Raw genomic sequence first — 21,619 nt, 5'->3', positions numbered from 1 at the left:
AGAGGAATCATGACAATCACGACACGTACGGCGATGGCTGCACTCGGGCTTTCGCTGCTTCCGGGGCTGGCCCATGCCGATGCCGAGCAACTCGAAGCCGATTTGCGTGGGGCGCTGGCGGGGGAAGGCGAGCTGACCATCGGTGATGTTTCGGACGCCTTGCTGGGGGGGAGCACCACCGCCGAGGAGTTGAGTTTCAGCGGGACGGCGGGCGAGAAAATGACCGTCGCGCGCTATATCGTGGAAGGCGATTACGACGATCCCGATGAGGTGATTCTCGAGGGAGTGTCGATGATCGAGGAGGGCACCAACGTCAAGGTCGAGCGGCTGGTATTCGACTCCCCCGGCCAGGCTGTGCTGGATCTCGGCGACCTGTCCTACAGCGTCGAGAACCCGCTAGAGGGGCTCAGCCTCGAGGGCCTGGTGCTGGATCAGGTCGCCGGCATGGCCAACAGCGATTTGCCCTTTGGGGTCGAGGGCGGGCGTATCGAATTGCAGAGCCTCAGTGCCACTGATCTGAGCGATGAGGCCATCGGCAGTCTGACGCTGAGCGGGCTGACCGGCAGCGGCGACAACCTCGGTGACCTGGGCGCCGGCACCTTCTCGCTGCCGAGCCTGAGCCTCTCCGGGCTGACGGGGATGGATACCGACTCGCCGACCATGGACGCACTGGAGTTCTCCGACCTGGATATCGCGACCGAAAAACTGGTGGCGACCCTGGGCCATCTGGTGGCCGACGGCAACATGGAAGACGGCGAGTACAGTGGCTCGATGGAAGCGTTGAACCTGGACCTGGCCAAGATGATTGAGCTTGCGCCGGCAGAGGAGCGCACCAACCTGCGCCTGGTCAGCAATGTGTTGACCGGCGGCAGTGGCCAACTGAGCCTCGATGCCGACATGGATGGCACCTGGGAGGCCGATGGGGCCAACGGACAGATGGGCAGCCGTTTTTCGATGACCGCCGCCGACGCCTTCCGCTTCGCCTTCGATTCCGATGTGCCGGTGCAACTGCCCAAGGGCCAGGATCCGGCCGAGTACTTCGCCGGCATCGACGACTGGACCGAGCTGAATACCCTGGGGGGCGAGTTGTCTACCACGCTGAGCGACCTGGGTGTCTTCGCGCGTATCGCGCCGGTCGTGGCCGCGACTCAAGGGATGTCCGAAGGCGAGTTTCTCGAGCAGGCGCGCACCCAGGCCGAAGGCTTCGGCATCATGATGGGGCCGAAGATCGGTGAGGTGCTGTCTGGCATCGTCAGCATGATGGCCGGCGAGGCCAGCGAGATGTCCGTGCACGTGAACCTGCCGCCCAGTGCCGAGTTCCAGAAGCTCGCCCAGGATCCGCTCGGTTTGCCCGAGGCGCTGTCCATGCAGGTCGACGTCGAGTAAGGCCGACGTTTCAATCTGGCTTAAGCCAACATGAGAAATGATGCGACAGCCCATGACGGTCTTTCATGTGAAAGCCTTCATGGGCTGCGCTATGATGGCGCCCTCTCTTTACCCCCGACGTTCCCCCCAGTTGCGAGGTTATGCCGCCGATGTTCAGTCGTGATATGCAGATTGCCGGTTTCGATGATGCCCTGTTCGATGCGATGCACAAGGAAGTCGCGCGTCAGGAGGCCCATATCGAGCTGATTGCCTCCGAGAACTACGCCAGCCCGCGGGTCATGGAGGCCCAGGGCAGCCAGCTGACCAACAAGTACGCGGAAGGCTATCCCGGCAAGCGCTACTATGGCGGCTGCGAGCATGTCGACGTGGTCGAGCAGCTGGCCATCGACTATGCCAAGGCACTGTTCGGCGCGACCTACGCCAACGTGCAGCCTCACTCCGGCTCCCAGGCCAACGGTGCGGTGTTTCAGGCGCTGGTCAAGCCCGGCGATACCGTGCTTGGCATGAGCCTCGACGCCGGTGGCCACCTGACCCACGGTGCCCGCCCGAACTTCTCCGGCAAGCACTACAATGCCGTGCAGTACGGCATCGACGAGTCGGGCCGTATCGACTATAACGAGGTCGCCAAGCTCGCCCGCGAGCATAAGCCGAAGATGATCATCGCCGGCTTCTCGGCCTATTCCCAGATCATCGACTGGGCCAAGTTCCGTGAGATCGCCGATGACGTGGGCGCCTACTTGCTGGTCGACATGGCCCACGTTGCCGGTCTGGTTGCCGCGGGTGTCTATCCGACGCCGCTGCCCCATGCCCACGTGGTCACCACGACTACCCACAAGACCCTGCGCGGCCCGCGTGGCGGCTTGATCCTGTCGTCTGAAAACGACGCCGACATCGAGAAGAAGCTGCAGTCTGCGGTCTTCCCAGGCGGCCAGGGTGGTCCGTTGGAGCATGTCATCGCGGCCAAGGCGATCTGCTTCAAGGAAGCCATGGAACCCGGCTTCAAGACCTATCAGCAGCAGGTCGTCAAGAATGCCAAGGCGATGGCATCGGTGTTCATCGAACGCGGTTTCGATATCGTTTCCGGCGGCACCGAAGATCATCTGTTCCTGCTGTCGCTGATCAAGCAGGGCCTGACCGGCAAGGACGCGGACGCCGCCCTTGGCCGTGCTCACATCACCGTCAACAAGAATGCCGTGCCGGGGGATCCCCAGAGCCCGTTCGTCACCTCTGGCCTGCGTATCGGCACGCCTGCCGTGACCACTCGTGGCTTCGGTGAGGGCGAATGCAGCGAACTGGCCGGTTGGATCTGCGACATCCTGGACGCGATGGCTAAGGGTGAAGACACCGGCGCCGTCGAGGCCGACGTCAAGGCCAAGGTCGAAACCGTCTGCGCGCGACTGCCGGTGTATCGATAAGCCTGGCTGGCGGCGTGCCGCTGGCGGTTGAAGGCGCGCGTCGTCGGGTCGCAGCGGTGAGAGGCGCGTTTAACGTGTAGCCTCGGCCTTCGGGCCTAAGCCAACGCCTCATTTTGGTGCGCCAGAATGAGGCGTTGGTGTTTGTTCTCGGTGCAGGTGGTGTTGGCGGCCTCATCTGGCCGTGGCGTCATGCCGGGAGTGCTTGTAAGCCCTTCAGTTTTCGCCCGACTGGCACGGTGCCTGCTACATCGACGTATTCCCCGCGATGTCAGCAGGTTTCGCCATGCCGTCTTGTTCCGCTTCTTCGTCGCCGCCGTCATCGGCGCCCACTTCGCCATCCGCTTCGCCATCCACTTCGCCATCCACGGGTGTGGCGGCGGTGCTGCGTCCCTGCACTCGGCCACGCCTGGTATTCACCGACCTGGACGGGTCGCTCCTCGATCACGATAGCTACGACTGGGCACCGGCGGCGGCTTGGCTGACGACGCTCAAGGCGGCCGGAGTCGCCGTTGTGCCGGTGACCAGCAAGACCCGCAGCGAACTGCTGCCTCTGCGCCTGGAGCTGGGACTCGGCGATACGCCCTTCATTGCCGAGAACGGTGCGGTAATCGCACTGCCGCCCTCCTGGTGTCATGCCAAGCGCGAGTCACCGGGCCCTGACGGGCTGGTGATCAAGACCCTGGGGGTCGATATCGGTCTGATTCGACGACGCATCGGCATCTGGCGCGAACGCCTGTCGACGTCGTTTCTGACCATGAGCGAGATGGCGCTGGAAGACGTGGTGGCCTTCACCGGTCTCGATGATCAACAGGCCCGCCTGGCTCGTCTGCGCGAAGGCAGTGAGCCTTTGGTGTGGGAAGCCGACGAGGCGCTTCTCGAGCGTTTTCGTGATGGGCTCGCTGGGGATGGGTTGCGTATGACCCAGGGCGGGCGCTTCTGGCACGTGCTGGGCGACGTGGACAAGGGCAGGGCCGTGACATGGCTGGTAGGGCGCTTCGAAGCGTTGCGCGGGACGGCGCCCGCGACCCTGGCCCTCGGCGATGGCCCCAACGACATCGGCATGCTGGAGGCCGTCGATCAGGCTGTGGTGATTCGTGGCGAGCATCGACTCACGGTGCAACCGCGCCAGGCGGCGCTCTATCGCAGCCAGGCCAGTGGTCCTCGCGGCTGGGCCGAGGGGCTTGCCCATTGCTGGGGCGAGCCGGCGGCCAGGGAGGGAAGGGAGCCAAGGGAGCCAAGGGAGAGCGAGGCATGAGCGACTTTCACCAGAATGGGATCATCACCGACTTTCATAATCTGACCCGGCGCCCGCTGGAGGAGCTCGAAGCCGATCTTGTTCGATTCTCCCGGCGCAGGCCCCTCGGGCTGATTCTGCCGTCACTGTTCTCCGAGCTCGAGGGCGAGGCGCTGGATCCTATCATCGAGGCGTTGGCCAAGGTGCCGTATCTGTCGGAAATCGTGATCGGGCTGGATCGTGCCGATCGCGATCAGTTTCGCTACGCCCGGGAGTTCTTCGCTCGCCTGCCGCAGCATCACCGCATCCTGTGGAATGACGGCCCCCGTCTTAGCGCCCTCGACGAGGAGTTGGGCGCCTTGGGCCTGTCACCCCAGCAGCCGGGCAAAGGACGCAACGTCTGGTACTGCGCGGGCTACGTCCAGGCCTCGGGGCGTACCGCCGCGGTGGCGCTGCACGATTGCGACATCCTGACCTATGACCGCGGGTTGCTGGCGCGCTTGATGTACCCGGTGGCCCATCCGCGTTTCAACTACGCCTTCTGCAAGGGCTACTACCCGCGCATTGCCGAGGGCAAGCTCAATGGCCGGGTGTCACGGCTGATGGTCACGCCGCTGCTCAGGGCGCTGAAGATGATCCATGGCCCCTTGCCTTATCTCGACTACCTGGACAGCTATCGCTACCCCTTGTCCGGGGAGTTCTCCATGCGCACCGAGGTGCTGGACGGCATCCGTATTCCCGCCGACTGGGGACTCGAGATCGGCGTGCTGTCGGAGGTTCATCGTGATCACTCCACCAACCGTCTTTGCCAGGTGGACATCGCCGACGCCTACGACCACAAGCATCAGCCGGTGTCTGCGGATGACGCGGCGACCGGCCTCAATCGCATGAGCCTGGATATTGCCAAGGCCTTGTACCGCAAGCTTGCGACCCAGGGGGTCGAGTTTTCAGCCGAGGGCTTTCGCACCCTCAAGGCGACGTACTATCGGCTGGCCCTGGACCTGATCGAGGCCTATGACCATGACGCGGTAATGAATGGGCTGTCCTTGGATCGACATGCCGAGGAGCAGGCCGTCGAGCTGTTTGCGACCAACCTGATCGAAGCCGGCAATGCCTTTCTCGACAACCCCAGGGAAAAGCCCTTCATCCCGAGCTGGAATCGGGTCAGGGCCGCGGTGCCGGATCTTCCCGAGCGGCTGCATGCCGCCGTTGAAGCGGATAACACCGGCGACGTCTGACGCCCGGCGCCTGACGTGACGTGACGTGATGGGAGGCGTGTGGTGCCGGCGGCGAAGGCTCGTGGTGACTCGCGATAGCGGTATTGGGCCCTTGCACCTCCGGTCGACGAACGCTCTCGTCGACCGGAGGTGCAAGCGCGCAACGATGCCACGCTCGCAAGGGCGCTCAACAGGGAGGCAACGCTCAGGGGCGCGGAGAGCCCATGATCACATCGAGCTGGTCAGGCTCGGGCAGGCCCTGGGTCATCTCGAGCTGGCCATCGCGGCGATAGACCACACCGGGAGTCGCGATCATGCCGAAGCCGCGAAATAGCTGATGATTGCCCTGCAACTGTTCCTCGAGGTGGCGGGGTAGCTTGTCCATCACCGTGACAGGCGTCCCGGACTCGTGGGCTGCGAGTACCGCCGAAGGGTCGTCGGCGGCGAGCATGGAGATCGCTTGGCGGGGGCTCTGCGGATCGAGGATACCGACCATGACGTGGCGCAGCTGGACGCGGCCGGCCTCCACCCAGGGGCGGCTCTCCTGCCACAGTCGACGACAGTAGGGGCAGTTGGGGTCGGTGAACACGTAGACGATGCGTTCGGCGTCGGCGTCGCCATCGGCGATCCAGGCGCTGTCGCCAAGCTCCTGCCAGGTACGCGCATCCTGGGGGCCCTGGACCAGACGCTCCAGCGGCGCCGTCGACAGGTTATTGGCTTCGCCATCGATCAGGTTGCCGACGATGGCGTGCTGGCCATCGGCGGTAACGAACACGGTCATCGGCTGGCCCTGGTGGCTGGCGGCGTAGCCGGTGAGGTCGCCTGGGGCGTCGAACTCGCCGAACACCTCGAGTCCTTCGCGCTCCAGGGCTTCGATAGGGGCCGGATGGCCTGCTGCCAGCGCCGCTCCGGCTGGCACCAGGCCGAAGGCCGCGAAGGCGATGGCCCAGGGGGGCGGTCGGCGGCGGGTGCGAGGCAGGCGGGGCGACGGGGCGCGATCGAGCGGACGGGGCATGGGGCGATCTCCTGGGCGCGCTGGTGGGCCGGGGGGTGGATTCCCGGACCCTGCCAAGGGCGAACAATAAGCGGTTTCGGCGTCGATGTGGTGGTGCCTGGCAGGTTGGCCCCGGACGCGCGGCGGCGCCGAGTGCCTGGCGCCGCGCCAACACACAGCCACTATGACAGGGGACGTGGCACAGGGTTCGTGAGTCTGACAGGAATCTTTCTGCGAGGGCTGACGGGCTCAGGGCGCGAATGGCCGATGGGGCCGGCGGCGACAGGGCGTTGCGTGATCCATTTGCCCAGGTCAGGCCAGGTCGGGTCGGGCCAGGCCAGGTCAGGCCAGGTCGGGTCGGGTCGGTTCGGGCCAGGTCAGGTCGGCGGGCGCCTGCCTCGATGTCGCCCGGCGCTGGAACGCGATGTCGCCCCACAAGGCCGTTTACCTGATGGCGCCAGCGGCGCGTCTCATCAGGGCTCGCCAGCCGCGCTTGCTCAGCTGACGGCACCGTGGCTGCCACCGCCCGGGCTGACCAGCCACAGCGTGCGATAGGGGCCGAGGCTGTCCTGGCGCTGCCAGGCGCCTCCTGCCACGCGATCCTGCCAGTCGTCGTTGTCGATGCCGGGGAAGGCCAGGGGCTGGCGCTGGTCGGTGACGTTGTGGATCGCCAGCAGGCGCCGACCGTCGTCCAGTGGGCCGCGCTCGAGGATCAGCAGGCTCGGGGGGCTGGCGAGCACGCGCTGGCCGGCGTCGGGATGAAAGCAGGGTTCGTCGCGGCGGATGGCCAGGCGACGGGTCAAGGCGAGGAAGACGTCCCGGGTCGAGGTATGGCGGCTATCCAGCAACTCCTCGAGGTCATTGCGCTGCCAGCGCTTGCGATTGATCGAGCGCAAGCGGCCGCTGTGCTCCACGCCGTCGTGGTCGTTCTGGGTCGCGGTCAGGCAATGCAGATAGATGGCCGGTATACCCTTGAGCGCGAGCATCAGGTGTTGGCTCAGCAGGAAGCGTTCGACCTGCCACGGATCGGGCCCCTTGCGGGTGCCGCTCATGGCGTCGAACCAGGTGATATTGAGCTCGTAGGGGCTGTCGCTGCCATCGGCGCGGCTGCGCATGCTGACGAAACCACCGAAACGCTGCATCAGCGCCATCAATGCCTCGATGTCATGGCTTGCGAGCCAGCCTTCCAGTGGGCGGACGCCGATACCGTCATGGCTTGCCGTGAAATTCAGGTAGCTGCAGCCGGGGGGCAGGTCCGGCAGGCTCTCGAGCCAACGGGCGAGAGTTCCGGCCTCACCGCTGGTCAGGGTATGCAGCAGCAGCGGGGGCAGCGGGAACTGATAGACCAGGTGGGCCTCGTCGGGCTGCGGCGATGACGACGCCTGCGTGGCATCGGCGAGACGCTCGAGGCCGAAGTAGCTGATGTTCTCCTCATGGGGCACGTTGGTCTCGGTGATGATCAGCGTGCCGGGGGCCAGGTGGTCGACCAGGGCCCGCAGCAGGCGCACGATGGCGTGGGTCTGTGGCAGGTGGATGCAGGGGGTTCCGGGACGCTTCCACAGATAGGCAATGGCGTCGAGGCGAATGATTCGCGCACCCTGCTCAAGGTAGAACAGCAGGATGCCGACGAACTCGAGCAGCACGTCGGGATTGGCGAAGTTCAGGTCGATCTGGTCTTCCGAGAAGGTCGCCCACAGATGGCGAACGCCGCGCCGGGTCGAGACAGGCACCAGCAGTGGCGAGGAGCGCGGTCGGACCACGGCGGACAGGTCGGTGGCGGGATCCATCTCGACGAAGAAGTCGCGTCCGGGCAGGTTGCCGCCGAGGTAGTCGGCGAACCATAGCGATTCCCGTGAGACGTGGTTGAGCACGAGGTCGACCATCAGATCGCGATGACCGGCGAGGCGACGAATGTCGCTCCAGTCGCCGAGGGCCGGGTTGACCTCGCGGTAATGGATCACCGAAAAGCCGTCATCACTGCTCCAGGGAAAGAACGGCAGGACATGGACGCCGCTGATGACCTCCCCGAGCCGCGATTGCAGGAAGTCGTCGAGCACCGCCAAGGGCGCTCGATCCGCTTCGAGCAGCGAGTCTCCGTACAGGATCAACCATTGGTCACGTTGGCTCCAGAGCTCGGGGTGGGCCGCACCGTCGTGGGGCGGAAAATCGGTGCGATGGGCATTGACGAGGCGATTCAGGCGACGCATGACCTCATCCGTTCGGGCGCCGTAGAGCAGCGCGATCAGGGCCTTGGCACGGGCCTGAAAGGCGGCCTCGGTCAGGGGCTGGAACACGGGATGAGGACGGGCCATGGCGGTTCTCCGGTGGCTAGGGCAAGCGGCTCTGGGGAGCGGGCGTGGCCAAGCGGCGATGGTGGCGTTGCCTCCGGCACGCCAGGCCCTTGTCGTGGTGTTGGGCCAGGCCTACACGGGGCCGATTGCCCACTCAAGCACCACTCAAGCACAGCTCAAGCACAAGACGTGCCAGGTTCGCTTGCCGTGACCTATCGACAGGGGCATACATCTGGGCGTTAGGGCCCTCAACCGTTACACTATGGCGACATCTCGCCGACCCCGGGACCCCACTATGCATTGCCCATTCTGCGGCGCCAACGACACCCGAGTGACCGATTCCCGCCTGGTGGCCGAAGGCGACCAGGTGCGACGGCGGCGCCAGTGTGCCGGCTGCGGTGAGCGGTTCACCACCTACGAGACCGCCGAACTGGTGATGCCACGTATCATCAAGTCTGACGGCTCCCGGGAGGTGTTCGACGAGGCCAAGTTGCGTGCCGGCATGCTGCGGGCGCTCGAGAAGCGCCCCGTCAGCGCCGAGTCGATCGAGGCCGCCGTGGAACGAATCCGCCAAAGCTTGCGCGCCCGCGGCGAGCGCGAGGTGCACGCCCGCGATGTCGGCGAGGAAGTGATGGGGGCCTTGGCCCGTCTCGATCAGGTCGCTTATATCCGCTTCGCCTCGGTCTATCGACGCTTCCAGGACATCGATGAGTTTCGCGCCGAAATCGACCGGCTCGCTCAGGAGCCTGGCGCCGAGGCCTCCGAGGCGACGAACGGCACCGGGCCCGCTTCCCGGCCGGCATCCAGGAAAGGAGAGACCCGATGAGCGTCGCCAGTGGCGCAGCCTTCATGGCGCGCGCGTTACACCTGGCCGAGTCTGGCCGCTACACCACCATGCCCAATCCTCGCGTTGGCTGCGTGCTGGTCAAGGGTGACGAGGTCGTCGGCGAGGGCTTTCATCGACGTGCCGGCGAGCCCCATGCGGAGGTCAATGCCCTGCGCCAGGCCGGGCGGTCGGCCCAGGGCGCGACGGCCTACGTGACCCTCGAGCCGTGTTCGCACCAGGGCCGCACCGGTCCCTGCTGTGATGCCCTGATCGAGTCCGGCGTCGCGCGCGTGGTGGTGGCGATGCAGGACCCCAACCCACGGGTGGCCGGCGAGGGCATCCGGCGCCTGAAAGCGGCGGGAATCAGCGTCGAGGTCGGGCCTCTTGAGGCCGATGCCGTGGCGTTGAACGCGGGATTCGTGTCGCGCATGGCGCGCGGACGGCCACGGGTGCGCGTCAAGATGGCCATGAGCCTCGATGGCCGCACCGCCATGGCCTCCGGGGAATCTCAGTGGATCACCGGCCCCGAGGCGCGGCGCGATGTTCAGCGTCTACGCGCCGAGAGCTGCGCCATCTTGACCGGGGTCGATTCGATCATCTTCGACAACTCGCGGCTCACCGTGCGCGCGGACCAATTGGGGCTGGAAGACGCCGATACCATCGCCAGCCGACAGCCGCTGCGAGTGGTGGTCGACAGTCGCCTGCGCCTGCCATTGGCGGCGGCCTGCCTGAGCGAACCCGGACGCACGCTGGTCGTGACCCTCGACGGTCGGCAGGCAGACAAGCGCGACAGGCTCGAGCGGGCCGGCGCCGAAGTGCTGGAGCTTCCTGCAGGAGATGATGGTCGCGTCGATCTGTTGCTGCTGACCGACTGGCTCGCCGAGCACGAGCAGTGCAACGAGCTGCTGGTCGAGGCCGGGGCGACGCTGGCGGGGGCGATGATGGATGCGTGCCTGGTGGACGAGCTGCGCCTCTACATGGCGCCAACCCTGCTCGGCAGTGAGGCTCGTCCGCTGTTCGGCTTGCCGGGCATCGAGCGTATGGAACAGCAGCGCCCGCTGGAGATTCTCGACATTCGCGCCCTTGGCCGAGACTGGCGCATTCGCGCACGCCCGGCGCTTACGCGCTGTGGCGCCAACTCGCGGGTCGGCGAGCAAGCGCCTGCCCCTTGAAACGCTAGCCGCCCCGGGATCGAGCGGCGCCGGTGGCATCACGCCAAGAGCACGCCAAGAATATGCCAATAAGAGGCTCGGTCCATGGGCGACGGTGATGGCCTGGCAGCGGCGCTGGCGCGGCGGGTGGAGTCAACGCTTACCGTTGCGCTGGGCCGTGCCTTGTCGTCGCAGACTCGCGTCACTGGCGCCAAGCGGCCTGCCACGGTACCCTGACGCCGTTTATGGCGACCGACGCCCAGGGGCGACGCCGGCGTCGTTTCATGACGACACCCGCCATGCTGACTTCAAGGGAGACTTCATGTCGCACTCCTCCAGTGGGGGCCTTGCCCCTGTCGCCGAGTTGATCGAAGACATTCGCCAGGGGCGCATGGTCATCCTGATGGATGACGAAGACCGTGAGAACGAAGGCGATATCATCATGGCCGCCGAGAAGGTCGAGGCCCGGCATATCAACTTCATGGCGGTCCATGCCCGTGGCCTGATCTGCATGCCGATGACGCGCCAGCGCTGCGAACAGTTGCGTCTGCCGCTGATGGTGCAGAACAACGGATCCGGTTACGGCACCAAGTTTACCCTGTCGATCGAGGCCACCGAAGGCGTCACCACCGGGATCTCGGCGGCCGATCGTGCGCGGACCGTGCAGGCCGCCAGTGCTCGCGATGCCAAGGCCGAAGATATCGTTCAGCCGGGCCACATCTTCCCGCTGATGGCCGAGCCCGGTGGCGTGTTGCGTCGCGCCGGCCATACCGAGGCGGCCTGTGATCTGGCGGCGCTGGCTGGCCTCGATCCGAGCGGCGTGATCTGCGAGGTGATGAACGACGACGGCAGCATGGCTCGGCGTCCCGAGCTCGAGCGCTTCGCCAAGGCCCATGGCATCAAGATGGGCACCATCGCCGACCTGATCCACTACCGGATTCACAACGAGCAGACGGTGGAGGAGGTCGAGAGCCTGTCGGTGGCGACCGCCTTCGGCGAGTTGACCCTGCACGTGTTCCGCGACAGCATCCAGCAGGCGCATCATCTCGCGCTGGTCAAGGGCGCGCCGAGCCGGGATGTCGAGACGACGGTACGCGTGCACCTCGGTAACGAGGTGCGTGACCTGATGTGCCTGGTCAAGGGCGATGACACCCACTGGCGAGCTCACCAGGCCGTGGAGGAAGTTGCGGCCGCCGAGCACGGAGTCTTCGTGCTGCTCGACGACGCGGGCCCACGCCAGGATCTCAACGACCTGCTGCAGGTGTTTCTCGACCGTCGCCGGACACCGCGAGGCAGTGAGTCCGATGGCGCGGGCAATTACCTGACGATCGGCACGGGCTCGCAGATCCTGCGCGAGCTGGGCGTCGGCAAGATGCGCCTGCTGAGCTCGCCGTGGAAGTTTTCGGCGCTGTCCGGGTTCGATCTTGAGGTCGTCGATCTGGTATCCCCAGGCGGTGCCAGCCTCGACCCTAGCCACGGCGAAGGCGACTGAACCTATTCATAGCGAAAGCGGCGAGGCCGTTTTCGCTGACCGATGCGCAAGGGTGGCCGAGCCACCGTGGCCGGCGAGATCGCCGGCATTTTCAGGAAGACAGATCATGCAACCGATTTCCCAAGTCGAAGGCAGCTTCGTCGACGTCGAAGGCCGCTACGTCATCGTGGTGGGGCGTTTCAACCATCATGTGGTGGATAGCCTCGTCGAAGGCGCGGTGGATAGCCTGGTGCGTCATGGTGTCGATGGTCAGGCCATCGATATCGTCCACGTCCCCGGTGCCTGGGAGCTGCCCCTGGCGATCAAGCGAGTGCTTCAGGTCGCGCGCCCCGATGCCGTCATTGCGCTCGGCGCGGTGATTCGGGGCGGCACACCGCATTTCGAGCACGTGGCGGGAGAGTGCAATTCGGCGATGTCGCGACTGCAGCTCGAGTTCGACACTCCGGTCGCCAACGGCGTCCTGACGGTCAATTCCATCGAGCAGGCCATCGAGCGTGCCGGCACCAAGGCCGGCAACAAGGGCACCGAGGCTGCCATGGCCGCCATGGAGATGGTCTCGCTGCTGCGCTGCTTTGATGACGGCGATGACAGCGACGATCAGGAGGCATCGTCATGAGTCGCGATCAGGAGCGCGCGCCATCCAAGGCCCAGCAGTCTCGCCGCGCCGCCCGGGAACTCGCGGTCCAAGGGCTCTACCAGTGGCAGATGACCGGCAAGTCGATCACGGCGGTGGAAGCCGAGTTTCGAAGCCTCGTGCCGGATGATGACCTGGAGGTTCACGAGAACTGGCTCAAGGTCATGGAGATCGCCGACCTGGCCCTGTTCCACGAGCTCTTGCACAACGTCGCCCGCTACAAGGCCGATCTCGACGCCTCGATCTCGCCGTTACTGGATCGTCGTCTCGAGGATATCGACCCCATCGAGCTCGCCATCCTGCGTCTGGGCACCTATGAGCTGTCGCGTCGTCTCGAAGTCCCATACCGCGCCGTGATCAACGAAGGCGTAGAGCTTGCCAAGTCCTTCGGTGCCACCGACGGCCATAAGTACATCAACAGCATTCTCGACAAGCTGGCCTTGAAGCTGCGTGGTGCCGAGGTCAGCGCCCGTCGCCGCTGAGGGCCGCGCTCCCATGCACGGAGAATTCGAACTCATCTCCCGCTGGCTCGCCCCCCAGAGCCCCCACGTCGAGGCCGATGTCATCCTCGGCGTGGGCGATGACGCCTGCCTGGTGCAACCGAGTCCGGGCAAGCGCTTGGCCGTCAGCGTCGACACCTCGGTCCAGGGGCGCCATTTTCCCGGCGATGCGCCGGCGGCGGCGGTTGGCCACCGGGCCTTGGCGGTAAGCCTGAGCGATTTGGCCGCGATGGGCGCCCGGGCGAGGTGGTGTCTGATGTCGCTGTCGCTGCCCGAGGCCGATGGAGACTGGGTCGCCGAATTTGCGCGTGGCTTTCACGCCTTGTGTGCGGAGACCGGCGTTAGCCTGGTCGGGGGCGACGTGACAGGCGGCGAGTGTGCGATCAGCGTGACGGTCATGGGCGAAGTGGACCCTGCGGCCTGTCTCAGGCGCGACGGCGCGAAGGCCGGAGACATTCTCGCCGTGACCGGCAGTCTCGGCGGCGGAGCAGGCGGCCTCAAGGCCTGGCAACAAGGCCAGCGGTGCCTCGACGATCCCCTGCTGGCGCGTTACCTGCTGCCCTGGCCGCGGCTCGCGGCGGGGCAGAGCCTGGCGGGGCTGGCGTCGGCGGCGATCGACATTTCCGATGGCCTGTTGGCGGACCTCGAACACCTGGTGACGGCCAGTGGCCTGGGCGCCGAACTCGACGTCGAGGCGCTGCCCTTGGCCGAAGGGCTGGTGGCGCGCCTGGGGCAATCCGCCGCGCGTGACGCCGCGCTCGGCGGAGGTGACGACTATGAACTGCTGGTGGCCCTGGCGCCGGCACGCGTCGCCCGGGCGCAGGCGCTGCTGGCCGAACAGGGGCTCGCCCTGACCGTCATCGGCCGCCTGGTCGAGGGTGCGGGAATCGACGGTGTCGACTTGCCGTCTCAGGTCGGCTGGCAGCACTTTTCCGGAGGCAATGCGTGAATCGAGCCCCAGCAAGCGTCTGGCGACGCCCCACCCATTTCCTGGCCTTTGGCCTCGGCAGTGGCGCCGCTCCCTTCGCCCCGGGCACCTTCGGCACCCTGGCGGCCATTCCGTTCTACTGGCTGCTGTCCGAGTTGACGCTGGGCTGGTACATGGTAATGATCGCCATCACCTTCGTCTGGGGCGTGTGGCTGTGCGACAAGACCTCTCGTGACCTGGGCGTTCACGACCATTCCGGCATCGTCTGGGACGAATTTGTCGGCTATTGGTTGACCATGGCGGCCGTGCCCTTTTCGTGGGAGGCGGCGCTGTGGGGGTTCGTGGTGTTTCGCGTCTTCGATGTCATCAAGCCTTGGCCGATTCGCTGGGCGGACCGGCGTGTGGCCGGTGGGTTCGGCATCATGATCGATGACATCCTGGCCGGGATTTTCGCTTGGTGTACGATGCACCTGTGGTTCTGGCTACACTGACAAGACGTACCTGTGCCGGCGGTACTGCGATGGTTGTCGACCCGAGTGGATGTTCTCGGGAAGGCCGTTAGGGAGAAGCGAATGCGCAAGGAACGCTGGATCGTCCCTGTGGTGGTGGTGCTCGCCATTGCCTGGGCAGCGGCGCAGTACGTCGCCAGTCTGCTGTTCGAGCGCGAACTCGCGCGTGCCCTGGCCGACCTGCAGGCTCGCGGTGATCTGCGCGTCACCCGCAGCAACGTGGCGCCCGGCTGGCTGAGCTCCAGTGGCACCATCCATCTGTCGCCGCTGCTAGGCCATAGCTGGCACCTGGCACTGCCCTACGAAGCTCGCCACGGCGTGCTCGATACCAGCGTCATCGGGCAATTGAGCCTGCATGTCGGTGAGCAGGATCGACGCCTGTTCGGCGATTCCCTGCCCTCGGCGCCACCGCGCTGGGAAGCCCACTACCGGACCCTCGGCGGCACCCTCAAGGGAGAGCTAAGGCTCGCCCCCTTCGTCATCAGCCAGACGCCACCACGCCAGTCACCGCGATCATTGCGCTTCGAGGGAGGCCGGATTGCCTTCGACGGCGTCTATGGCGACTGGCGCACCCGAATCTGGCTCGCCCCATGGCGCCTGAAAGACGGTGACGCGCTGCTTGAGGTCGGGCCGTCGATGCTCGAGAGCCGCTACGCCTATACCCCCGGCGCACTGCACTTTACCCAGCACGATAAGCTGACCATCGAGCAGTTGAGCCTGAGACACCCGCGGGTCGATCTCGATGGTGAAGCGTTGGTGGTCGAGACCCGCACCCTGCTCGATGACAGCGAGCTGCGTTTGCAGAGCCAGATGACGGTGGGCGAAGTGCGCTCTGGCGAGCAAATGCTGCTGGATGGCACCGCGACCCTGGACCTGTCGCGGATCAACGCCACCGCCCTGCGTGAGCTGATCGCCATCTTGCAGCGCAAGACGGCACTGGGCACGGTGTCGCCCGCCGACGCCGAATCGAACTCGAGCCTCGATCGCGCCCTGGTCGCGCTGCTCAAGGACTCGCCGCGGCTGGATCTGCGTCAGGTCGATCTCGCCAGCCCCATGTTGGGCCTGGCGGTCAAAGGGGAGGGTGCCTTGATCTTCGATGCACGTCGGCTCGAGGAGCTGAGCCCCATGGCGCTGGCCGATCCGGCGATGCGCGAGCGGTTTCGTCAGCGCCTGGACGGCGACTTCGAATGGCAGGACGTGCCGGCGGTGGTCGCGCTATGGCTCGGTCAACCCCTGGATACGCGCTCGATGAGCGTGGATGTGGTCAAGGGCCGGATACGCATCAATGGGCGCCCGTTGCCGCCGTTGTTCGACCGCTGACAACGCCTGGCCTGGTGCGGCGTGCTCCGCCGTGCCGGTGAGCGCAAGGGGCTCAGCCGCACGGTTCGGTGCCTGGTAACGGCGAGGCCCTCGCGTCAGGATCGCGAGCGGTGACTGGTCGTTTCGAAGACGTCGAACGCCCGTCCGTGATCGGCTCCGTCCATGAACCGCCCCGGTCGCGACCACCCGGAAGACGTCAGGGACCCCGCCGATGGGCGGTGCCAGGGCGCCGGTTTCGCCACCGTTTCCCGCATCATGACTTGAACTCGTCGCCCTTCGCCCACATCCCTGTGATCAGAAAGGGCAGATTGCCCAGCCATCAGGATGAGGTACGCATGAGCGATGATCGTGATCCCTCCGCAGAGGGGCTTGACTGGATCGAGCTGTCCGACGAAGAAGGCAAGCCGCTGAATCTCGCTGCCGATGAGGGTGACAAGCATGCGTTGGTGCCGGCCAATGCGTCGCTGCCCGAGCGTCTGTACCTGCTGCCGATTCATAATCGTCCGTTCTTTCCTGCCCAGGTGCAGCCGCTGGTGATCAATCGCGAGCGCTGGGAAGAGACCGTCGAACGGGTCGGTAACACGCCCCACCACATGGTCGGGCTAGCGTTTGTCGGTGACGCCGGCGTCGAGGAGCTGTCGCTCAACGACTTTCCCGAGACCGGTACCGCGGTCAGGGCGCACAAGCTCGAGGGCGAGGATCAGCAGATTCAGTTCATCGCTCAGGGCGTCAGGCGTTTCAAGATCCAGCGTTGGTTGTCGAAGACGCCGCCGTATCTGGTCGAAGTCAGCTACCCGCGCGAGCCGGTCAACGCCGAGGACGATGAGACTCGCGCCTACGCCATGGCGATGATCAATGGCATCAAGGAACTGTTGCCGATCAACCCGCTGTATGGCGAAGAGCTCAAGCATTACCTGAACCGGTTCAGTCCGCACGAGCCGGGCCCATTGACCGATTTCGCTGCGGCCATCACCTCGGCCAAGGGCGAAGAGCTTCAGGATGTGCTCGAGACCCTACCGGTGATGGAGCGGATGCAGAAGGTGCTGCCGCTGCTGCGCAAGGAAATCGACGTGGCCAAGCTGCAGAGCGAGATCAGCGAGCAGGTCAACGCCCAGATGCAGGAGCGTCAGCGCGAGTTTTTCCTGCGCGAACAGCTCAAGGTCATTCAGCGGGAGCTCGGCATCTCCAAGGACGACCGCGAGAATGACGTCGATACCTTCCGCGCGCGTCTGGAGGGCAAGGTGGTGCCGGAGCGGGTGATGGAGCGCATCGACGATGAGCTCGACAAGCTCGCGGTACTCGAGACCGGATCACCGGAATACGGCACCACGCGCAACTATCTGGACTGGCTGACCGCCATGCCCTGGGGGCAGACCAGTCAGGACCAGCTCGATCTCGGCCATGCCCGTACGGTACTGGATCGCGACCATGATGGCCTCGACGACGTCAAGGAGCGCATCGTCGAGTTCCTTGCCGAAGGCACCTTCAAGGGCGCTGTGGGAGGCTCGATCGTACTGCTGGTCGGCCCGCCCGGGGTCGGCAAGACCTCGATTGGACGCTCCATTGCCGAGGCGTTGGGCCGCGAGTTCTATCGCTTCTCGGTGGGCGGCATGCGCGACGAGGCCGAGATCAAGGGCCACCGTCGTACCTACGTCGGCGCCATGCCAGGCAAGCTGGTGCAGGCGCTCAAGGAGGTCGACGTCGAGAATCCGGTGATCATGCTCGATGAGATCGACAAGATGGGCCAGTCGTTTCAGGGCGATCCGGCCTCGGCCCTGCTCGAGGTGCTGGACCCCGAGCAAAACGTCGACTTCCTCGATCACTATCTGGACGTGCGCCTGGACTTGTCCAAGGTGCTGTTCGTGTGCACCGCCAATACCCTGGACTCGATTCCTCCGGCGCTGCTCGACCGCATGGAGCAGATTCGCCTGTCGGGCTATATCGCCGAGGAGAAGCAGGCCATCGCCAAGCACCACCTGTGGCCGAAGCTGTTGAAACGCGACAGGATTCCGAAGAAACGCATCAACCTGACCGATGCCGCCCTGCGCCAGGTGATCGAGGGCTACGCCCGCGAGGCCGGCGTGCGTCAGCTGGAGAAGCAGCTGCACCGCATCGTGCGCAAGGCCGCGGTGAAATTGCTCGAAAGCGGGCAGGGCAGCGTCAAGGTGTCGGTGAAGAACCTCGAGGATTTTCTCGGTGCACCGCTGTTCCGCAAGGATCAGGTGATGAAGGGCCAGGGCGTTGTCACTGGGCTTGCCTGGACCTCCATGGGCGGGGCGACGCTGTCCATCGAGGCCGGCAAGGTGCATGGGCTCGACCGCGGCTTCAAGCTCACCGGCCAACTCGGTGACGTGATGAAGGAATCGGCCAATATCGCCTACAGCTACGTCCAGGGGCACCTGGCGGAGTATGGCGCCGACGCCGATTTCTTCGACAAGTCGTTCGTTCACGTTCATGTGCCCGAGGGCGCCACGCCCAAGGACGGACCCTCCGCCGGCGTGACCATGACCACGGCGCTGCTGTCACTGGCCAGGCACCAGGCCATCGATCGCCGTCTGGCGATGACCGGCGAGCTGACCCTGACCGGCCATGTGCTGCCGGTCGGCGGCATCCGGGAGAAGGTCATCGCGGCGCGGCGCAGCGAACTGTTCGAGCTGGTGCTGCCCGAGGCCAATCGGCGCGACTACGACGAGCTACCGGACTACCTGAAGGAAGGCATGACGGTGCACTTCGCTTCGCGCTATGCCGACGTGGCCAAGGTCGTCTTCGGGTAGCCCGGGCGATCGGGGGGGAAGGCGGCTGTCTATGCCCCCCGCGGCCGGGGCTGTCTATGCCCCCCGCAGCCGGGGCGGGTTAGCGTCTCTGACGTGCGGCCTGCGTCTGTGCCTTGCGCCAACCCTTGCGGTAAGCTGGGCGAATTCTCAACGTCGAGTCTCGCCGATGCATTCCATCTTCTTTCGGGCCCGGCCGGCGCGGTTGTCGTCGGGCCTTTCGTTTATCGTCGCGCTCGGCTGCGTCGGCGCCTGGTCGCCGCTTTTGGCCGATCAAGCCGAACGCCCCGAGCTCACCGTCTACACCTATGAATCCTTCGTCGCCGAGTGGGGGCCTGGCCCCGGCGTCGAGCAGGCCTTCGAGGCACGCTGTGGGTGCGACGTGCGCTTTGTGGCCCTCGGCGGCGGCGTCGATATCCTCCAGCGCCTGCGCCTGGAAGGGGCGTCCACCGAGGCCGACGTGGTGCTTGGCCTGGACATGAACCTGATCCATGATGCCCGCGAACTCGACCTGCTCGCGCCGCACCAGGTGGATACCGCGGCGCTGACCCTGCCCATCGATTGGCAGGATGACACCTTCCTGCCCTATGACTGGGGGCGCTTCGCCTTCGTCTATGACCGCCAGGCGTTGCCCGAGCCGCCGACCAGCTTCGAAGAACTGCTCGCTGCCCCGGAGGATCTCAAGGTAATCATCAGCGACCCGCGTACCAGCGTGCCGGGGCTCGGCCTGCTGCTGTGGATCAAGCATGTCTACGGGGATCGTGCGGACGAGGCCTGGGAGCGGCTCTCGCCGCATATCCTGACCGTGGCCAGCGGCTGGAGTCAGGCCTATTTTTCGCTGTTCATGAACGGCGAGGCACCGTTGGTACTTTCCTACAGCACGTCACCGGCCTACCACATGGCGGTGGAGGACACCGATCGCTACCAGGCCGCGGAGTTCAGCGAAGGCCACTACCTGCAGGTCGAGACCGCGGCCGCCGTGGCCGGCAGCGATGAGCTCGACCTGGCACGAGATTTTCTGGCCTTTATCCTGACGCCGGATTTTCAGCGCCATATTCCCCTGGGCAACGTGATGTACCCGGCGATCGATCTTGGCGATGACCTGCCGCCGGTCTTCGACCGCCTGATCGAGCCGGACAGCTTTACCTTCACTCCCGAGGAGGTCGGCGAGCACCGTCGCGACTGGATTCGTGAGTGGCTCAACGCCAGCAGCCGATGACCGAAGGCACGCCCGACTCCATGCGCATCGGCGTCTCGGCGCGACCCTGGTGGCGGGGGCCACGGGCCAATCGACTGGGGCTGCCGGCGGCCATCGTGGCCGCCGGGCTGGTCCTGGCGCTCGGGCTTGGTAGCCTGGGCGCGCTGCTATGGCAGGCGCCCCGGTGGGACGTTGCGAGGCTGTGGCAGGAGCCGTATTTGCTGGCGATTGTGCGTTTCTCCGCCTGGCAGGCGACGCTGTCGACACTGGCATCACTCGGGCTCGGCGTGGCCGTTGCCGTGGCCCTGGCTCGGCGACCGCGCTTTGTCGGGCGCACGCTGCTGCTGCGGGCGATGGAGCTGTCGCTGGTGATTCCAAGCCTGCTGGCGCTGTTCGGCCTGGTCGCGGTGCATGGCCGACAGGGCTGGGCGGCGCCGCTGGTGCAGGCGTTGCCGCTGGGCCAGGCGAATCAGTCGCCGGACTATCTCTACGGGCTATCCGGTATCGTGCTGGCCCACGTGTTCTTCAATCTGCCGCTCTCGGCGCGGCTGATGCTCCAGGCGCTCGAATCCGTCCCGACGACCCACTGGCGGCTGGTGGCGCAGTTCGGCCTCGGCCGCCGGGCGATCTGGCGACTGGTCGAGTGGCCGTGCCTGCGGCGTTTGCTGCCGCGCCTGGCGGCGCTGGTCTTCACACTGTGTTTCTCAAGCTTTGCCATCGTCATGACCCTGGGCGGCGGGCCCGGCAGCAGCACCCTGGAGGTCGCGCTGTACCAGGCAATCAAGTACGACAACGATCTGGCCCTGGCCGCGCTGCTGGCGCTGACGCAGTTGGTTGTCTGCCTCGGCCTGTGGGCGCTGGCGCTGGCCGCCGGCGGAATGCCGAGGCTTGCGGGGTCGGCCAGCGAGCGATCCCTGGGTCCCGGGTTTCGGCGCGACGCCGTCGGGCTTCGGCGCCTGACGGATGCCGCCGTGCTGCTGGCGTTGGCCGCATTGTTGTTGCCGCCCCTGATCGCCGTGGTCACGGCAGGGCTCGCCGGACTGCCGGGACTGGTGGGCGATGCTCGGGTGTGGGCGGCGGCCGCTCGCAGTCTGGCGATGGCCGCGGCGGCAGGACTTGCTGCGGTGCTGTTGGCCACCGCTCTGCTCAGTGGGTGTGCGGCACTGGCCGAGCGCGGGCACACCTCGGCCAGCGCCTTTCTCGAGGGCAGCGGTCAGCTGATCCTGATACTGCCGGCGATGGTCATGGGCACGGGCCTGTTCTTGCTGTTGCGTCCGAGTCTTGGCGGAGATGTCGAGGGCTATGTGCTGGTCATCGTGGTCAATGCCATGATGGCATTACCGTTTGCCCTGCAGGTGCTGCGTAGTGCGGTGCTGGGGCTCGCCACGGCCCAGCGACGTATCGCCGATCAGCTCGGCGTGCACGGGCTGTCGCGGGCGCGCTGGCTGGTCTGGCCGCGACTGCGTCGGCCAGCGGCGCTGGCGCTGGCCTATGCGATGACACTGTCGTTGGGGGATTTCAGCGTCATCGCCCTGTTCGGCTCGCCGTCGGCCCCGACGCTGCCGATGCTGCTCTATCAGCAGCTCGGCGGCTACCGTTGGCAGGGTGCCGCCGCCACGGCGCTGCTGCTGCTGATCCTGGTGGTCGCCGTCTTCGCCTTGCTGCTCGGCCTGACGCGCCGATTGCCGCGCTATGCCTGGCGCGGTGCGCACCACGCAGCGCCAAGCGTTGCCGCCTCCCGCCTGCGATGAGA

Annotated in this window: 19 protein-coding genes; 16 read left to right on the top strand and 3 right to left on the bottom strand. The window is 65.9% G+C overall.

Annotated elements, in window-relative coordinates:
* Nucleotides 1-9 precede the first annotated feature (9 nt).
* Entirely contained in the window at nucleotides 10-1,386 is a 1,377-nt protein-coding gene (locus ACUN9Y_RS00710; RefSeq protein WP_445458759.1) for a hypothetical protein, read from the top strand.
* 149 nt (nucleotides 1,387-1,535) lie between these two features.
* Complete coding sequence (gene glyA / locus ACUN9Y_RS00705; RefSeq protein WP_445458758.1) at nucleotides 1,536-2,801, top strand: serine hydroxymethyltransferase; 1,266 nt, start codon at nucleotides 1,536-1,538, stop codon at nucleotides 2,799-2,801.
* Nucleotides 2,802-3,044: 243 nt separating this feature from the next.
* Here glyA and ACUN9Y_RS00700 read toward each other — a convergent pair whose 3' ends face one another.
* Nucleotides 3,045-3,197, bottom strand: a complete 153-nt coding sequence (locus ACUN9Y_RS00700) for a hypothetical protein (protein WP_445458757.1) — start codon at nucleotides 3,195-3,197, stop codon at nucleotides 3,045-3,047.
* Between ACUN9Y_RS00700 and ACUN9Y_RS00695 the strand changes: the two genes are divergently transcribed.
* Nucleotides 3,181-4,056, top strand: coding sequence for an HAD-IIB family hydrolase (locus ACUN9Y_RS00695; protein WP_445458756.1), 876 nt, complete (start codon nucleotides 3,181-3,183; stop codon nucleotides 4,054-4,056). The two genes, ACUN9Y_RS00700 and ACUN9Y_RS00695, sit on opposite strands and share 17 nt — an antisense overlap.
* On the top strand, nucleotides 4,053-5,273 hold the full coding sequence (locus ACUN9Y_RS00690; protein ID WP_445458755.1) for a glycosyl transferase: 1,221 nt from the start codon (nucleotides 4,053-4,055) through the stop codon (nucleotides 5,271-5,273). Before ACUN9Y_RS00695 ends, ACUN9Y_RS00690 begins: the two co-directional genes overlap by 4 nt.
* A 184-nt stretch (nucleotides 5,274-5,457) precedes the next feature.
* Here the strand turns inward: ACUN9Y_RS00690 and dsbG are convergent, their stop codons facing one another.
* Together dsbG and ACUN9Y_RS00680 are read right to left on the bottom strand one after the other, a co-directional pair.
* Nucleotides 5,458-6,267 (bottom strand): thiol:disulfide interchange protein DsbG, encoded by an 810-nt coding sequence (dsbG, locus tag ACUN9Y_RS00685; protein WP_445458754.1) that lies wholly within the window; start codon nucleotides 6,265-6,267, stop codon nucleotides 5,458-5,460.
* A gap of 476 nt (nucleotides 6,268-6,743) precedes the next feature.
* On the bottom strand, nucleotides 6,744-8,558 hold the full coding sequence (locus tag ACUN9Y_RS00680) for a sugar phosphorylase (RefSeq protein WP_445458753.1): 1,815 nt from the start codon (nucleotides 8,556-8,558) through the stop codon (nucleotides 6,744-6,746).
* Between ACUN9Y_RS00680 and ACUN9Y_RS00675 the strand changes: the two genes are divergently transcribed.
* From ACUN9Y_RS00675 to thiP, 12 genes are all read left to right on the top strand, one after another.
* The gene (locus tag ACUN9Y_RS00675; protein ID WP_445458752.1) at nucleotides 8,557-8,748 is read left to right on the top strand and encodes a hypothetical protein; all 192 of its coding nucleotides are present in this window, start codon (nucleotides 8,557-8,559) and stop codon (nucleotides 8,746-8,748) included. The genes ACUN9Y_RS00680 and ACUN9Y_RS00675 overlap by 2 nt on opposite strands.
* Before the next feature lie 84 nt (nucleotides 8,749-8,832).
* Complete coding sequence (nrdR, locus tag ACUN9Y_RS00670) at nucleotides 8,833-9,363, top strand: transcriptional regulator NrdR (RefSeq protein ID WP_445458751.1); 531 nt, start codon at nucleotides 8,833-8,835, stop codon at nucleotides 9,361-9,363.
* Complete coding sequence (gene ribD / locus ACUN9Y_RS00665) at nucleotides 9,360-10,535, top strand: bifunctional diaminohydroxyphosphoribosylaminopyrimidine deaminase/5-amino-6-(5-phosphoribosylamino)uracil reductase RibD (RefSeq protein WP_445458750.1); 1,176 nt, start codon at nucleotides 9,360-9,362, stop codon at nucleotides 10,533-10,535. The genes nrdR and ribD overlap by 4 nt, the downstream gene beginning before the upstream one ends.
* 301 nt (nucleotides 10,536-10,836) lie before the next feature.
* On the top strand, nucleotides 10,837-12,006 hold the full coding sequence (ribBA, locus tag ACUN9Y_RS00660; RefSeq protein ID WP_445458749.1) for a bifunctional 3,4-dihydroxy-2-butanone-4-phosphate synthase/GTP cyclohydrolase II: 1,170 nt from the start codon (nucleotides 10,837-10,839) through the stop codon (nucleotides 12,004-12,006).
* Nucleotides 12,007-12,112: 106 nt separating this feature from the next.
* On the top strand, nucleotides 12,113-12,622 hold the full coding sequence (ribH, locus tag ACUN9Y_RS00655; RefSeq protein WP_445458748.1) for a 6,7-dimethyl-8-ribityllumazine synthase: 510 nt from the start codon (nucleotides 12,113-12,115) through the stop codon (nucleotides 12,620-12,622).
* Nucleotides 12,619-13,122, top strand: coding sequence for a transcription antitermination factor NusB (gene nusB, locus ACUN9Y_RS00650; RefSeq protein ID WP_445458747.1), 504 nt, complete (start codon nucleotides 12,619-12,621; stop codon nucleotides 13,120-13,122). Before ribH ends, nusB begins: the two co-directional genes overlap by 4 nt.
* 13 nt (nucleotides 13,123-13,135) lie before the next feature.
* Nucleotides 13,136-14,089 (top strand): thiamine-phosphate kinase, encoded by a 954-nt coding sequence (thiL, locus tag ACUN9Y_RS00645; protein ID WP_445458746.1) that lies wholly within the window; start codon nucleotides 13,136-13,138, stop codon nucleotides 14,087-14,089.
* Nucleotides 14,086-14,559 (top strand): phosphatidylglycerophosphatase A family protein, encoded by a 474-nt coding sequence (locus tag ACUN9Y_RS00640; RefSeq protein ID WP_445458745.1) that lies wholly within the window; start codon nucleotides 14,086-14,088, stop codon nucleotides 14,557-14,559. Before thiL ends, ACUN9Y_RS00640 begins: the two co-directional genes overlap by 4 nt.
* A gap of 81 nt (nucleotides 14,560-14,640) precedes the next feature.
* Entirely contained in the window at nucleotides 14,641-15,897 is a 1,257-nt protein-coding gene (locus ACUN9Y_RS00635; RefSeq protein ID WP_445458744.1) for a DUF945 family protein, read from the top strand.
* Between the two features lie 335 nt (nucleotides 15,898-16,232).
* Complete coding sequence (gene lon / locus ACUN9Y_RS00630) at nucleotides 16,233-18,671, top strand: endopeptidase La (protein ID WP_445458743.1); 2,439 nt, start codon at nucleotides 16,233-16,235, stop codon at nucleotides 18,669-18,671.
* 166 nt (nucleotides 18,672-18,837) lie between these two features.
* Nucleotides 18,838-19,887, top strand: a complete 1,050-nt coding sequence (thiB, locus tag ACUN9Y_RS00625) for a thiamine ABC transporter substrate binding subunit (protein WP_445458742.1) — start codon at nucleotides 18,838-18,840, stop codon at nucleotides 19,885-19,887.
* Nucleotides 19,863-21,617 carry a thiamine/thiamine pyrophosphate ABC transporter permease gene (gene thiP, locus ACUN9Y_RS00620; RefSeq protein WP_445458741.1) on the top strand — a complete coding sequence of 585 codons (1,755 nt, stop codon included), beginning with the start codon at nucleotides 19,863-19,865 and terminating at the stop codon, nucleotides 21,615-21,617. The genes thiB and thiP overlap by 25 nt, the downstream gene beginning before the upstream one ends.
* The last annotated feature ends 2 nt before the right edge of the window (nucleotides 21,618-21,619 follow it).

Source organism: Halomonas sp. V046, assembly GCF_052645355.1.
This window is presented reverse-complemented; position numbering and strand designations above follow the sequence as displayed.